We start from the raw sequence: 13,497 nt of genomic DNA, 5'->3' as shown, positions 1-13,497 counted from the left end.
TTAAACGAATTTATTTAGATGAATTACCACCGGGTTCAATTGGTATGGGGTTAATTGAGTTAATTGTCAGCAAGGAAGTACAAGCACCGGAATTAGTTAAAACTCTCTTGGACAGAACTAAGACAGAAGTTGAGAATGACAGAGAAAAACAAGGTATTATAGAATTGTTGGAGACTGTTTTATTGTCCAAATTTTCACAATTAAGCCGTCAGGAGATAGAAGCAATGTTTTTAGTGAGTGATATTAAGCAAACAAGGGTATATCAAGAAGCAAAGCAGGAAGGTAGACAGGAAGGTAGAGAAGAAGGTAGAGAAGAAGGTAGGCAGAATGGTGAGATGATTTTATTAATACGCCAGTTATCAAAAATATTTGGAAAATTGAAAGATATTTACATCGAAAATATCAACAGTTTGAACATAGAACAACTGGAAAAGCTGGGAGAAGCATTATTAGATTTTACAGATATTAATGACTTGAAAACATGGTTAGAATCTGAGATAGACAAGTAAGTTTATTTAATTGTCAGAATCAGGATTTCCAGGATTTGAGGATTTACAGGATGTTATTGAATGATTTTTGGTGGGGAGTTAGTGATTTTTATTTGTCTGATAGCGAAGCGTGGCGTAGCCATATCAGGATTTCCAGGATTTGAGGATTTTCAGGATGTTATTGGATGATTTTTGGTGGGGAGTTGGAGATTTTTATTTGTCTGAATCAGGATTTCCAGGATTTCAGGATTTACAGGATGTTGGTTGGTGTTGAGGTTTTTTGGATGTGAGGATTTTTGTGATGTGGGAACTTTTTGCATATTATTTGTGTGATGATCAAAATTCTCAGTTAATAAACTATCTATTCTGCGAATAACGCTTCTAAATCTTGACGACCATTTACAATTCTGAGAATTTCCACATTATTATCAACCAATTGATAAAAAATGATGTAACCATTTAAAGGAAGTCCACGCATTCCCTGTCTTATATATTCGTAACTGCGTCCCATTTGAGGAAATAGCAGTAATTTTTCACACTTTTTTGTGAAATCTTGAAAAAGCATTTCTCCAGTTTCAATATTTCTGTTTAAAAAATATTCAGAAATGCTATCTAAATCTCGAATTGCTAGAGGTGAAATCAAGCATTGATTCATTTTTTCTCCTCACGCGCATGACGAAATTTTGCCTGTATCTGTTCAACAACTGTTTCTAAAGGAACTCCTTCCCCTCGTTCTAATTCTGCTGCGGCTTCATTAACTTTAACTCTCACGTCTTCTACCCAGTCTTCATATTCTCCTTGTTTTTCTTGTAAAAGTTGTAGAGCTTGATTAATAACGGCTTCAGCATTAGGAAATCTCCCTTGAGCTAACTGGTTTTGAATAAACTGTTCTTGTTCTGGTTTTAGGGTAATATTCATTGCTATTTCCTATAACTGATAATTTTCATTATAAACGTAATTGTCAGAATCAGGATTTTCAGGATTTGAGGATTTACAGGATGTGATTGGATGATTTTTGGTGGGGAGTTGGTGATTTTTATTTGTCTGATAGCGAAGTGTGGCGTAGCCATATCAGGATTTTCAGGATTTGAGGATTTACAGGATGTGATTGGATGATTGTTTGGTGGGGATTTGGTGATTTTTATTTGTCTGATAGCGAAGCGTGGCGTAGCCATATCAGGATTTCCAGGATTTGAGGATTTACAGGATGTTATTGGATGATTTTTGGTGGGGAGTTGGTGATTTTTATTTGTCTGATAGCGAAGCGTGGCGTAGCCATATCAGGATTTACAGGATTTGAGGATTTACAGGATGTTGTTGGATGATTTTTGGTGGGGAGTTGGTGATTTTTATTTGTCTGATAGCGAAGCGTGGCGTAGCCATATCAGGATTTTCAGGATTTGAGGATTTACAGGATGTGATTGGATGATTTTTGGTGGGGAGTTGGTGATTTTTATTTGTCTGATAGCGAAGCGTGGCGTAGCCATATCAGGATTTTCAGGATTTGAGGATTTACAGGATGTGATTGGATGATTGTTTGGTGGGGATTTGGTGATTTTTATTTGTCTGATAGCGAAGCGTGGCGTAGCCATATCAGGATTTCCAGGATTTGAGGATTTTCAGGATGTGATTGGATGATTTTTGGTGGGGATTTGGTGATTTTTAATTGTCAGAATCAGGATTTCCAGGATTTGAGGATTTTCAGGATGTTATTGGATGATTTTTGGTGGAGAGTTGGGGATTTTTATTTGTCTGATAGCGAAGCGTGGCGTAGCCATATCAGGATTTTCAGGATTTGAGGATTTACAGGATGTGATTGGATGATTTTTGGTGGGGAGTTGGTGATTTTTATTTGTCTGATAGCGAAGCGTGGCGTAGCCATATCAGGATTTTCAGGATTTGAGGATTTACAGGATGTGATTGGATGATTTTTGGTGGAGAGTTGGTGATTTTTCAGGATGTTTTTGAATGATTATTTTTGAATAATTTAAACCATCTATAAATTACCATCCTGTTAATCCTTTAATCCTGGTTATCCTGATTCTGACAAATACAACTTTCATCACCAACAAACCATCTAAAAATTACCATCCTGTAAATCCTTTAATCCTGGATATCCTGATATGGCTAACGCCACGCTACGCTATCAGACAAATACAACTTTCATCACCAACAAACCATCTAAAAATTACCATCCTGTAAATCCTTTAATCCTGGAAATCCTGATTCAGACGATCCAAAAGTTTACTATATATGCGCGGACAGATTTCCACTCCTAACATTAGTGTAAACTAAAATTTTCGCCTTGTCAAGTCTTGAGGTAAAATCTTTTGAATATAATGGCTGTGTCCTGGGAATCCTTGCCGATCTTGCCAAGGGGGCATACAATTTGCATTTTCTCATATATAATAGTAGATTGTGTTGAATTAAAGCCATCCCATGCCTAAATTAAAGACTCGCAAGGCTGCGGCGAAGAGATTCCGCGTCACCGGTACCGGTAAAATCGTCCGCCGTAAACCGTTCAAAAACCACTTGTTAGAGCATAAATCCTCTAGCAAAAAGAGCAATATGTCCAAGATGGCAATTGTTCATGAACGGGACGAACCTAACGTACGCTTAATGCTTCCATATTTGTAAAAGACACAGGTAATAAGATATGACTCGGGTAAAACGCGGTAATGTAGCTCGTAAACGCCGCAATAAAATTCTCAAACTAGCTAAAGGTTTCCGTGGTTCTCACTCAACTTTGTTTAGAACCGCTAACCAACAAGTAATGAAGGCGCTTCGCAGTGCTTACCGCGATCGCAAGAAGAAGAAGCGTGATTTTCGCCGTCTGTGGATAGCACGGATTAACGCAGCTTCTAGACAACACGGTTTAAGCTATAGCCGTTTGATTGGTAATTTGAAGAAAGCCAATGTGGAACTAAACCGCAAAATGCTGGCACAATTGGCAATTCTTGATCCTGCAAGCTTCGCTAAAATTGCGGAACTCGCTAACTCGGTTAACGGATAAAGGTGGCAACGGATGAATAACGGATGTAACAGATGGCACTTCGGAGAATTGAAAATTAAAAATCAAGAAACTTTTTGGCATTTTTAATTGGAGTAAAACGCAGAGCGATTATGAATAAGTTACATCTGGTATTATCCGCTACCCTATCTTTGATTTTTTGGCTGTCTTTTCCCAGTGGAAATTTAACTGCATCTGCCGCAACAATGGCGGAAATTCAGCAGCGAGGCTATTTAAATATGGCAGTTAAGGATAATCTTCGTCCTTTGGGATTCAGAGATGACAAGGGCAATTTACAAGGGTTAGAGATTGATTTAGCCAAACGTTTGGCCAGTGATTTGTTGGGTAAAGCTGATGCTGTGAAATTGCAACCGGTAGCCAATAGCGATCGCTTACCATTAGTATTTAATCAGCAAGTTGATTTAGCGATCGCTGGAGTCACAGCCACAGAATCACGTTCTCGCATCGTTAGCTTCAGTGTTCCTTACTATTATGACGGCGCAGGAATAGTTACAAAAAATACAGCAATTCAAACATTAGAAGATGTAAGTAAACGGAAAATAGCTATTCTCAACCACTCCAGCACAATTGGATACTTAAAGTATTTTACACCATCTGCTGAGTTGGTCAGTGTAGATTCCTATGCTCAAGGGTGGGAGAAAATAGAAAGTAATCAGGTAGATGGTTTTGCGGCGGATCTTAGTATTCTTAGTGGTTGGGTGCAAGCACATCCTCAATATCGCATACTGGCAACTAAATTATCAGCAGAGCCGCTATCTGTAGTGATGCCAAAAGGATTACAGTATGATGAGTTAAGACGTAACGTGAATGAAGCGATCGCTCGTTATACAGTTACAGGTTGGCTAAAAGAACGGATAGAATACTGGGGATTGTAGTAATTTAGTGAGAAATACACAACCTAATAACTGATAATAGATAGAGTATTTTAATAATTTGTATTTGTAGAAAATGGATAGCAATTTAGTCATCATTTATCTGTCACTTTTTGTTGGTTTACTTGCATTTGCTGGGGTGAGTGTTTTTCGTCAAGTATTCAAAACCCGAAAACTTGAAAGCTCCTTGAACAAGTTAAAAAACAAATTAACAAAAGAAAAAGGTACGGCTCAAGAATATTATGAATTAGCTAGTATCTACTCAGAAAAAAAAGTATTTAGTCAAGCCATACCCCTATTTCAAAAATCTCTCAAAGCAGCCGAAGAAGAAGGAGAAGAATCCATTGCTCCTATTTATAACGGATTGGGATATGTTTACTTTGCTCAAGAGCAATATGACTTAGCAATTCGTCAGTACAAAGAAGCCATAAAATTGAACCCAGACTATGTATCAGCTTTAAATAATCTCGGACACGCTTACGAAAAGAAAAAATTGAATGCTCAAGCCTTAGAAATGTATGAAGCAACACTAAAATTAGCACCCAATAACATCGTTGCTAAACGTCGGGCTGAATCCTTACGTCGCTTAGTTTCTATCTAAGCTCAAACCCATACTATATCTCGTTCCCAGTCAGAGACTGGGAATGCTATCACAGAGGCTCTTAAATGTAGAAATTATTGAATTTTTAGGAGAATCAATCTTTGATTTATCTACAGTAGAGGATTTACAAAATTGGTTAAATAATCTCCAGATTTAAATTAAAAATATGACTGATTAACCATTTCAGCGTTTTATAGGGTTAGAAGTTCAGTGATATGTCTATGGTAGGGGCAGGTTGTAGATAAAATTTCGGATATACTGTTAAAATTAAACTTTTTAAGCCCTGTCCCTACTTTGAAGCGTGGTTTTAACTGTCTCCTGTTTTTTCAATGGTTTCAATCACTGCTAACCCTATACTCGAAGCGGCGATTAGCATGATTGGTGCTGCTAAAAAGGCAATGGTAAGCATCTTGAGGGCTTGGTCAAAAAAAATATAGGTGGTCATTTGTTCACCTTCTGAACTGTATACAGCTACTGGTACTATCTAATTTTTCTTCACAGCCAGGTGGCTGAATTCCCAGTAATTGTATCTTAACAAAACTTTAGCTCTTTCATGACATGATGACAAAGTTTTATTAGAGTAAGCCACAAAATAAATGATCCTGTTTTGTCATGCTGAGTGTAGCGTTCGCGGAGCGTGGCGTTAGCCATAGCGAAACGAAACGAAGCATCTCAAGAGTTTTGAGGACTTCCAAATAAAAACACTCAACCACTTAACGCAAAAAATCTATCAAACTCTCATTGCTCCGTGTCCTCTGTGTCTGGATTAGTACGGCTAACGCCACGCTTCGCTAACGTTTATCTGGGTAATTTATTTTTTGGAAGATAAATTCCAAAAAGAAACTAATTTATACAAGTTTGAATAGTAGCAATTACTGATTCAGCCAGACTTGGTAAATCATAACCACCTTCTAAACCAAACATAATTTTTTTGGTTATACCTAAACAGTATTCTGTAAATAAACCAAAATCTTCTGGTTGCAAATTCACACCGGCTAAAGGATCATTGGCATTAGCATCATAACCAGCGCTCACAATCAATAAATCTGGCTGAAAATTGCTTAAAAACGGGAGAATTTTCCTTTCCCACAGGGGTTGATAGACAGTAATATCACTACCAGGAGGGACAGGTAAATTTAACACATTATGATGTGAACCTTGTTGAGAAGCTTTCCCTGTACCGGGATAAGCTGGATATTGGTGGAGAGAAATATAAGCAATTTCTGAGTGAGTTTCTACTATTGCTTCTGTCCCGTTTCCGTGATGTACGTCCCAATCTAGAATAGCAACGCGCTTAACTCCAGGTTGTTGCAAAGCATAAAAAGCTGCTATGGCGGCGTTAGAAAATAAACAAAATCCCATACCTGTGTCACTTACTGCATGATGTCCGGGTGGACGCGCTAATATAAAAGATTTTTCTGCTGTATTAAGAACTGTATCAACTCCATCTAACCAAGCACTAACCGCCAATAACGCCACATCATAACTGCGGGGAGAAATGGGAGTATCCCCGTCTAAATAACCTCCACCGGAGGCAGCGATATCTTTTACTTTGTTAATATAGGTTGTAGGATGAACCTTTTCTATCCAGGACATTAAAGATGGTTTTAATAGAACTGGTGTAGGTATTTTCCATGTGATTTCTTCGGCAAAATTTGCAGCTTTTAAAGCATTGACTATTGCTGTCAACCGTTCAGGTTTTTCTGGGTGGTAGATTCCCGTTTTGTGATCTAAAAATTCGTCAGAATAAATAACTTGTAACATATATTTCTATACCCAAAATCTGAAATGTAAGTTAGTTGGAAGTCAAGAAACTTATTAAAATGATATATTACACCAATAGGTAAAGTATAGACATATAGATCCCCGACTTCTTTGAGAAGTCGGGGATCTGAAGGATAAAGAAGTCGGGGATCTGAAGGATAATTACAAGAGGTGATATGAATACTCTGAGTCTTAAACTTAAAGGTATGAGTTGCGCTGCTTGCGCTAATAATGTTGAACGGGCAATTTTAGCCGTTGCTGGAATTATTGATTGTCATGTTAATTTTGGTGCAGAACAGGTAACTATTAGTTATGAACCTCAACAAACAAATATAGCAGAAATTCAAGCTGCGATCGCAGATGCTGGTTATTCATCCTTTCAGTTAGATGTAGAAGGTGAAGATACAGCAGCAACAGCGAGTAAATTAGCAGCAGAACAGGAACTTATTCTCAAGTTAAGAACTGGGGTTGTCATTAGTATTATTCTGTTTTTTGGTTCTTTACCGATGATGACGGGATTACATTTACCTTTTGTTCCTAAATTTCTTCATCATCCTTGGTTGCAATTAGCATTAGCAACACCTGTTGAATTTTGGTGTGGGGGATCTTTTTTCCGTAATGCTTGGAAGTCTTTAAAACGCCGCACTGCGACAATGGATACTTTGATTGCTTTGGGAACGGGTACGGCTTACTTCTATTCTTTATTCGTGACGCTTTTTCCTGATTTACTTATTTCCCAAGGCTTAGAAATTCATGTTTATTATGAAGTTGCAGCGATGGTTGTAACTTTGATTTTGTTAGGACGATTTTTAGAACATCGTGCTAGGGGAAAAACTTCGGAAGCTATTCACAAATTGATGGGAATGCAAGCAAAAACAGCTAGGGTAATGCGAGATGGTTTGGAAATGGATATTCCCATTAATGAAGTGATAGTTAATGATCTAATTTTAGTCCGTCCTGGTGAAAAAATTCCTGTAGATGGGAAGGTAGTTGATGGTAATTCTACCGTAGATGAGGCAATGGTGACTGGTGAAAGTGTAGCCGTGAGAAAACAACTAGGCGATGAGGTAATTGGGGCAACAATTAATAAAACTGGTAGTTTTAAGTTTAAGGCAACGCGGGTGGGTAAGGATACTTTTTTAGCGCAAATTGTCAAGTTAGTCCAAGAAGCACAAGGTTCAAAAGCACCAATTCAAAGGTTAGCAGATCAAGTAACTGGGTGGTTTGTGCCATCTGTAATTGCGATCGCAATTTTTACTTTTATCATCTGGTTTAGTATTACAGGTAATTTCACTTTAGCAATGATGACAATGGTGGGAGTTTTAATTATTGCTTGTCCCTGCGCTTTGGGTTTAGCTACTCCTACTTCTGTGATGGTAGGAACTGGGAAAGGTGCAGAAAATGGGATTTTAATTAAAAGTGCTGAAAGTTTAGAATTAGCACATAAAATAAATACTATTGTTCTCGATAAAACTGGAACTTTAACTCAAGGTAAACCCACAGTTACAGATTTTGTGACTATTAAAGGTACAGCAGATGGGAATGAACTTCAGTTATTAAAATTAGCTGCCAGTGTAGAACAAAATTCTGAACATCCTTTAGGGGAAGCAGTGGTGAAATATACGATAAGTCAAGCTGTGAGTTTAGCTGATGTCAAGAATTTTTTAGCTATTGTTGGTAGTGGTGTTCAAGGAATTGTATATGATAACTTAGTACAAGTTGGCACACAACGCTGGTTCACAGAATTAGGAATTGATACAGATATTTTAAAACCCCATCAAAGCCATTGGGAAGGTGAAGGAAAAACAGTAATTTGGTTAGCAGTAAATGGTAATTTAGAAGCAATTATGGCTATTGCTGATGCCCTTAAACCTTCATCATTAACAGCAGTTAAAGCCCTGCAAAAATTAGGGTTAGAAGTGGTAATGTTAACAGGTGATAATCAAAAAACTGCCCAAACAATTGCTGATCAAGTTGGTATCAATCAAGTTTTTGCCCAAGTGCGTCCAGACCAAAAAGCCGCGATGATTAAATCATTACAGCAAAGAAAAGTAGGGAATAAATTTCAAATTGTGGCTATGGTAGGAGATGGAATTAATGATGCGCCGGCATTAGCACAAGCTGATGTGGGAATTGCCATCGGGACAGGAACAGATGTGGCGATCGCTGCTAGTGATATTACTTTAATTTCTGGAGATTTACAAGCCATAGTGACAGCCATTCAACTCAGTCGCGCCACTATCAACAATATCCGCCAAAATCTCTTCTTTGCTTTTATTTATAATATCATTGGTATTCCCATTGCTGCGGGTATTCTCTATCCCTTCTTTGGTTGGTTACTTAACCCGATTATTGCCGGTGCAGCAATGGCATTTTCTTCAGTTTCTGTAGTCAGTAATGCTTTAAGATTGCGTAACTTTCAACCAGGAGTTAAGTAAAAATTAAAAGTAATCTTTACCAATTAATTAATCATCTCAATCAAACTAATCACACAAATCATAGTTAAGACGGTACTGAAGATAACTGTTTTTCTGAGTTGTTCATGATAGGAATAGATTAACCGCTTCACTGCAAGTGAAACCCTAAAAATGAACACCAATATAGATAATTTCAACTCAGTTCGTAAACCTAAAATCTTCAACCAATCAGCCAGTTTTGTTGAAGGTTGGTATTGGGTGTTACCTTCTCAATCTTTACTGGTAGGTGATGTCAAAGCTGTGACAATTCTTGGGAAGGATTTAGCCGTATATCGTGGTAAAGATAGACGTGCAGTTATCCTAGATGCTTATTGTCCGCACATGGGTACAAGTTTAGCTGAAGGTAAAATTGAGGGTAATGAATTACGCTGTGTTTTACATCGGTGGAAATTTGATGCCGAAGGTATTTGTGTGGATATTCCTAATTTAGATGAACCTGTATCTCTGAAAGCCAAAACTTGGCCAGTAGCCGAACAATATGGGATGATTTGGGTTTGGACTGGGGAAATTCCACAACAATCTTTACCTTTGGTTTTAGATTGGGAAAACCAAGACTTTGATTTTTCTCTCGGTTCGCAATTTAGTATTAATTGTCATCCTCATATCTTACTTATTCAAACTATTGATACTCAACAAATTAATCTAGTTCATAAATTACCATTAAAAATGGTTTTGGAGAAACAAGAACTCAATCAAAATGCGATTATTTTTAGCACTATTACAAATATTAATGGCAAGTCATTCTGGCTAAATCTTTATCGGCGGTTGTTTAAAAATTCTCTTAATTATAGTGTTTGTTATTGGTATGGAACGACAAGTATAGTTTCCTTTACTAATGAGTCTACCCAGCTACATATAATATTTACAACTCGGATATTACCAGGGGGGAAAACTGAAGGTCAGACCCTATTAATGTCTAAAAAACGGAAAGGGATATTAGGAAAATTAATTAATAAATTGATGTTATGGGTAGGGAAAACAATTAGCGATCGCCTACTAAAAACCAATGATAGAATTTTACAAACCATGCAGTTTGATCTCAAAACTCCCCTGAAAGCAGATTTATCAATCATCCAATTTATTAACCATTTAGAACGACAAAAACCCCTAACCTGGGAAAGTTGGTTATTAGTGCGATCGCGGGAACGAGAGGAAGAAGTGCGTGAAGAGAGAGAAAAACGCGAAAAATGGCGCGATGAATTAGTTAATGACTAAAAACCCGATATTTTGACAATAAAAATGAAGTGGACTTGCCACTTCATCAATTCCCAGGTAGAACCTAGTAGTCTGTCAACCCGAAAATGACGGGTGAAGGCAAGCAGGGGGAGAAGAGAGGTGGGGGAGGTGGGGGAGGTGGGGGTGTGGGGGAGGTGGGGGAGGTGGGGGTGTGGGGGAGGGAAGAAGAGAAGTTTTTTCCATTACCCGTCAAAATAAATTTGACGAACTACTAACTATTACCTATTACCTTTTTTGTAAAAGTCTTAAAAATTACGGTTCTACCCAACGTCCATCAGTTTTAATGAGATTAATTAATTCCTCTACACCTTGTGATTCTGGGACTTTTTTAATTTCTTCCCGACCACGATATAAAGAAATATAACCGGGAGTTTTGCCAACATAACCATAGTCAGCATCAGCCATTTCTCCGGGTCCATTCACAATACAACCCATTACAGCAATATCTAAACCTGTTAAATGTTTCGTAGCCTCTCTAACTACGTGCAGCACTTCCTCCAAATTAAATAAAGTCCGTCCACAGGAAGGACAAGCGACATACTCAACCATTGTTTTCCGCAAACCTAAAGCTTGCAGAATGCTGTAACAAACAGGAATTTCCTTTTCTGGTGCTTCTGTTAAAGACACGCGGATTGTATCACCAATGCCATCAGCTAATAATGTGGCAATACCGGCTGTAGATTTAATTCTGCCATATTCACCATCACCTGCCTCCGTCACCCCCAGGTGCAAAGGATAATCCATACCCAAGTCATCCATGCGTTTAGCCATGAGACGATATGCAGCCACCATGACAGGCACTCGTGAAGCTTTCATGGAAATCACCACATTATGAAAATCCAAAGATTCACAAATGCGAATAAATTCTAGGGCAGATTCCACCATACCTTCGGGAGTATCACCATAGGTAAATAGCATTCTTTCCGCCAAAGAACCATGATTTACACCGATTCGCATAGCTTTACCTTGATCGCGCAAGGAAACTACCAGCGGAGCTAAGGTTTCGCGGATTTTTTCGCCAATTTCGTCAAATTCAGCTTTTGTGTATTCAGTGCGACTGGTATTAGGTTTTTCAAATACATATAAACCTGGATTAATTCGCACTTTTTCAATATGTTTGGCGACTTCCAAGGCGATTTTCATGCCATTGTGATGGACATCGGCAACAATTGGCACATCCCGGTAAGTTTTGATTAATTGTTGTTTAATTTCCGCCAGTGCCTTAGCGTGTCCGAGACTAGGAACAGTGACACGAACAATTTCACAGCCTATTTCATGAAGACGACGAATACCCGCGACAGAACCATCAATATCCAGAGTATCTTCATTAATCATAGACTGTACCACCACCGGGTATCCACCCCCAATGGTGACATCTCCCACTTTTACAGGGCGGGTTTTGCGGCGTTTGATGGTGGTATCAAAGGCTGGTTGACTAGATTCAGTGTTGGTAATTTCCAAAGTCGGCAGAGTTTGCATAATCTCAACAGGTAGATTTTCTGTAGCTAAAATATCAGATTGCCAGGGGTTATACTTCTCAGATTGCCACAATTGAGGTTATTTTAGGTGATAAAGTGGAAAAGTAGGTGGCAAGAGGCAAGGATTTCACCAATAACTGAATTTTTAATTTTGGATGATGCGTAAAACGATATGATATAAGACATCACTTCAGTCATCAAAAAATGAACGCTCTATGAAAACAGAAACCGTTCGCACGACGCTAACCATTCCTAGAGAACTCCTAGAAGCTACAGACAAGGCGGTTTTGGAAGGAAAGGCTAAGAGTCGGAATGATTTTGTCGCTCAAGCTTTACGAAGAGAATTAGCCTTACAGAAGCGGTCTGAAATTGATGCCGCATTAGCGGAAATGGCTAATGATCCAGATTATCAGGCAGAGGTATTAAAACTAGAGGTAGAATTTGCTACGGCGCAGTGGGAGGCGTTGCAGTTAGGGGAAGCTCCAAGATGAGAAGGGGTGAGGTGTATGATGCACGTCTAGAAATGACTGAAGGCTCGGAACAGGGAGGAACTCGTCCCGTGATTATTGTGAGTCGTGATGTGATTAATCTATCCAGCCCTGTAGTTTTAGCAGTACCTTGTACCACCTATCAAGATGGGAAGCGAGTTTACCCTACTCAAGTTTTGATTTTGTCACCAGATGGTGGATTAAAGAAAGACTCGATCGCTATGGCAGATCAGGTGCGGGTATTATCTAAAACTCGCTTTTTGCGTTTAAGAGGAATTCTTTCTGATGTGGTGATGGCACATCTAGAGCAAGCGTTATTAATTGCGTTAGATTTGCCAGGATGTGAATAACTTGATTAAATAGGGTTTGATGAATAAATCGAAAACTTTAGATATATTAATGTAAGTAGGTTGGCGTTGAAAATTGTCGTTATGGCAAGGCAAAAGGCAAGAGGCAAGAGGCAAGAGTGAAGAGGGTTTAGGCGATTTTACATTTCTTTACACAGTTTGGTTTTATTGTGTTCACCTATGTAAGTTGCTAGTTAGGTAAATTGTCAGAATCAGGATATCCAGGATTAAAGGATGAACAGGATGAAACCAGAGCTTTTATTACCAATTACCAATTACCAATTACCAATTACCAATTACCAATTACCAATTACCCATTACCCATTACCAATTACCTATTACCCATTACCAGCCTCAACGAGATAACTAGCAACTTGAGTTAATAATTGTTTTGACTTTTTCGATGCTTACTTATTACCTGTTGTGGGAGAGGAGGTTTGAGCAAATTGGCTGATTTGATGCCAAATATCCTGGGGAGTAATACCAAAGCCAAAGTATAATAACATAACGATAGCGGCGGAAATTATAGCTGTTTTAATGGTGGTTTTAATTAATTTCCAGAGAATGATAAAAACTATCCAAGCTACTATTAAGGTGATAATCATAAGCTAATACGCAGCTAAATTTGATTTAGTGAAGTGAGAAAATTACAGCAAATTGTCATCAAACCCGGAACAAGAACCCCACCCCCAACCCCCTCCCCGCAAGCGATGAG

General features: G+C 38.4%; 22 protein-coding genes. 12 read left to right on the top strand and 10 right to left on the bottom strand.

From position 1 onward, the window contains the following. A partial coding sequence (locus AN486_RS23890) for a DUF4351 domain-containing protein (protein WP_290602787.1) occupies positions 1–509 on the top strand: 509 nt, incomplete at its 5' end. Between the two features lie 149 nt (positions 510–658). Here the strand turns inward: AN486_RS23890 and AN486_RS23885 are convergent. The 6 genes from AN486_RS23885 to AN486_RS23860 form a co-directional block, all read right to left on the bottom strand. Beyond that, positions 659–808, bottom strand: coding sequence for a hypothetical protein (locus AN486_RS23885; RefSeq protein ID WP_290602786.1), 150 nt, complete (start codon positions 806–808; stop codon positions 659–661). Between the two features lie 41 nt (positions 809–849). Beyond that, positions 850–1,143 carry a type II toxin-antitoxin system RelE/ParE family toxin gene (locus AN486_RS23880; RefSeq protein WP_053539573.1) on the bottom strand — a complete coding sequence of 98 codons (294 nt, stop codon included), beginning with the start codon at positions 1,141–1,143 and terminating at the stop codon, positions 850–852. Continuing rightward, complete coding sequence (locus AN486_RS23875) at positions 1,140–1,406, bottom strand: type II toxin-antitoxin system ParD family antitoxin (protein ID WP_053539574.1); 267 nt, start codon at positions 1,404–1,406, stop codon at positions 1,140–1,142. The genes AN486_RS23880 and AN486_RS23875 overlap by 4 nt, the downstream gene beginning before the upstream one ends. A gap of 2 nt (positions 1,407–1,408) precedes the next feature. Next, entirely contained in the window at positions 1,409–1,663 is a 255-nt protein-coding gene (locus AN486_RS23870) for a hypothetical protein (RefSeq protein WP_053539575.1), read from the bottom strand. A 174-nt stretch (positions 1,664–1,837) separates the two neighbouring features. Beyond that, entirely contained in the window at positions 1,838–2,080 is a 243-nt protein-coding gene (locus tag AN486_RS23865) for a hypothetical protein (RefSeq protein ID WP_199924259.1), read from the bottom strand. A 152-nt stretch (positions 2,081–2,232) separates the two neighbouring features. Then, on the bottom strand, positions 2,233–2,370 hold the full coding sequence (locus tag AN486_RS23860; protein WP_199924260.1) for a hypothetical protein: 138 nt from the start codon (positions 2,368–2,370) through the stop codon (positions 2,233–2,235). Between the two features lie 241 nt (positions 2,371–2,611). Between AN486_RS23860 and AN486_RS23855 the strand changes: the two genes are divergently transcribed. The 6 genes from AN486_RS23855 (at position 2,612) to AN486_RS23830 (ending at position 5,149) form a co-directional block, all read left to right on the top strand. Then, on the top strand, positions 2,612–2,767 hold the full coding sequence (locus AN486_RS23855; RefSeq protein ID WP_234413190.1) for a hypothetical protein: 156 nt from the start codon (positions 2,612–2,614) through the stop codon (positions 2,765–2,767). 160 nt (positions 2,768–2,927) lie between these two features. Continuing rightward, a complete protein-coding gene (gene rpmI, locus AN486_RS23850) occupies positions 2,928–3,125 on the top strand; it encodes a 50S ribosomal protein L35 (RefSeq protein ID WP_015079972.1) in 198 nt (65 codons plus the stop codon). 19 nt (positions 3,126–3,144) lie between these two features. Beyond that, complete coding sequence (rplT, locus tag AN486_RS23845) at positions 3,145–3,501, top strand: 50S ribosomal protein L20 (protein WP_015079973.1); 357 nt, start codon at positions 3,145–3,147, stop codon at positions 3,499–3,501. A 110-nt stretch (positions 3,502–3,611) separates the two neighbouring features. Next, positions 3,612–4,394, top strand: a complete 783-nt coding sequence (locus AN486_RS23840; protein WP_053539576.1) for a transporter substrate-binding domain-containing protein — start codon at positions 3,612–3,614, stop codon at positions 4,392–4,394. Positions 4,395–4,467: 73 nt separating this feature from the next. Next, positions 4,468–4,992 carry a tetratricopeptide repeat protein gene (locus AN486_RS23835; RefSeq protein ID WP_053539577.1) on the top strand — a complete coding sequence of 175 codons (525 nt, stop codon included), beginning with the start codon at positions 4,468–4,470 and terminating at the stop codon, positions 4,990–4,992. Positions 4,993–5,035: 43 nt separating this feature from the next. Continuing rightward, entirely contained in the window at positions 5,036–5,149 is a 114-nt protein-coding gene (locus AN486_RS23830) for a DUF4351 domain-containing protein (protein ID WP_081424232.1), read from the top strand. Between the two features lie 150 nt (positions 5,150–5,299). Here the strand turns inward: AN486_RS23830 and AN486_RS23825 are convergent, their stop codons facing one another. Together AN486_RS23825 and AN486_RS23820 are read right to left on the bottom strand one after the other, a co-directional pair. Next, entirely contained in the window at positions 5,300–5,437 is a 138-nt protein-coding gene (locus tag AN486_RS23825; RefSeq protein ID WP_027401062.1) for a hypothetical protein, read from the bottom strand. Between the two features lie 398 nt (positions 5,438–5,835). Further along, positions 5,836–6,756 carry a histone deacetylase gene (locus tag AN486_RS23820; protein ID WP_290602784.1) on the bottom strand — a complete coding sequence of 307 codons (921 nt, stop codon included), beginning with the start codon at positions 6,754–6,756 and terminating at the stop codon, positions 5,836–5,838. Between the two features lie 176 nt (positions 6,757–6,932). On the opposite strand from AN486_RS23820, the gene AN486_RS23815 reads away from it, so the two are divergent. Together AN486_RS23815 and AN486_RS23810 are read left to right on the top strand one after the other, a co-directional pair. Further along, the gene (locus tag AN486_RS23815; RefSeq protein WP_290602783.1) at positions 6,933–9,194 is read left to right on the top strand and encodes a heavy metal translocating P-type ATPase; all 2,262 of its coding nucleotides are present in this window, start codon (positions 6,933–6,935) and stop codon (positions 9,192–9,194) included. 150 nt (positions 9,195–9,344) lie between these two features. Then, on the top strand, positions 9,345–10,448 hold the full coding sequence (locus AN486_RS23810; RefSeq protein ID WP_168636782.1) for an aromatic ring-hydroxylating dioxygenase subunit alpha: 1,104 nt from the start codon (positions 9,345–9,347) through the stop codon (positions 10,446–10,448). Positions 10,449–10,721: 273 nt separating this feature from the next. Here the strand turns inward: AN486_RS23810 and ispG are convergent, their stop codons facing one another. Next, positions 10,722–11,948 (bottom strand): (E)-4-hydroxy-3-methylbut-2-enyl-diphosphate synthase, encoded by a 1,227-nt coding sequence (gene ispG, locus AN486_RS23805; RefSeq protein ID WP_190384216.1) that lies wholly within the window; start codon positions 11,946–11,948, stop codon positions 10,722–10,724. Between the two features lie 214 nt (positions 11,949–12,162). Here ispG and AN486_RS23800 point away from each other — a divergent pair, with 214 nt between their 5' ends. From AN486_RS23800 to AN486_RS23790, 3 genes are all read left to right on the top strand, one after another. Next, positions 12,163–12,438: a ribbon-helix-helix domain-containing protein gene (locus tag AN486_RS23800; RefSeq protein WP_039200340.1), complete on the top strand. Its 276-nt coding sequence runs from the start codon at positions 12,163–12,165 to the stop codon at positions 12,436–12,438. Beyond that, on the top strand, positions 12,435–12,785 hold the full coding sequence (locus AN486_RS23795; RefSeq protein WP_027401056.1) for a type II toxin-antitoxin system PemK/MazF family toxin: 351 nt from the start codon (positions 12,435–12,437) through the stop codon (positions 12,783–12,785). Before AN486_RS23800 ends, AN486_RS23795 begins: the two co-directional genes overlap by 4 nt. Positions 12,786–12,985: 200 nt before the next feature. After that, positions 12,986–13,165 carry a hypothetical protein gene (locus AN486_RS23790; RefSeq protein WP_290602781.1) on the top strand — a complete coding sequence of 60 codons (180 nt, stop codon included), beginning with the start codon at positions 12,986–12,988 and terminating at the stop codon, positions 13,163–13,165. A 24-nt stretch (positions 13,166–13,189) separates the two neighbouring features. Here the strand turns inward: AN486_RS23790 and AN486_RS23785 are convergent, their stop codons facing one another. Then, positions 13,190–13,387: a hypothetical protein gene (locus AN486_RS23785; protein WP_290602780.1), complete on the bottom strand. Its 198-nt coding sequence runs from the start codon at positions 13,385–13,387 to the stop codon at positions 13,190–13,192. Between the last annotated feature and the right edge of the window lie 110 nt (positions 13,388–13,497).

The sequence above is a fragment of the Anabaena sp. AL93 genome (genome assembly GCF_001672085.1).
Classification (GTDB): Bacteria; Cyanobacteriota; Cyanobacteriia; order Cyanobacteriales; family Nostocaceae; genus Dolichospermum; species Dolichospermum heterosporum.
This window is presented reverse-complemented; position numbering and strand designations above follow the sequence as displayed.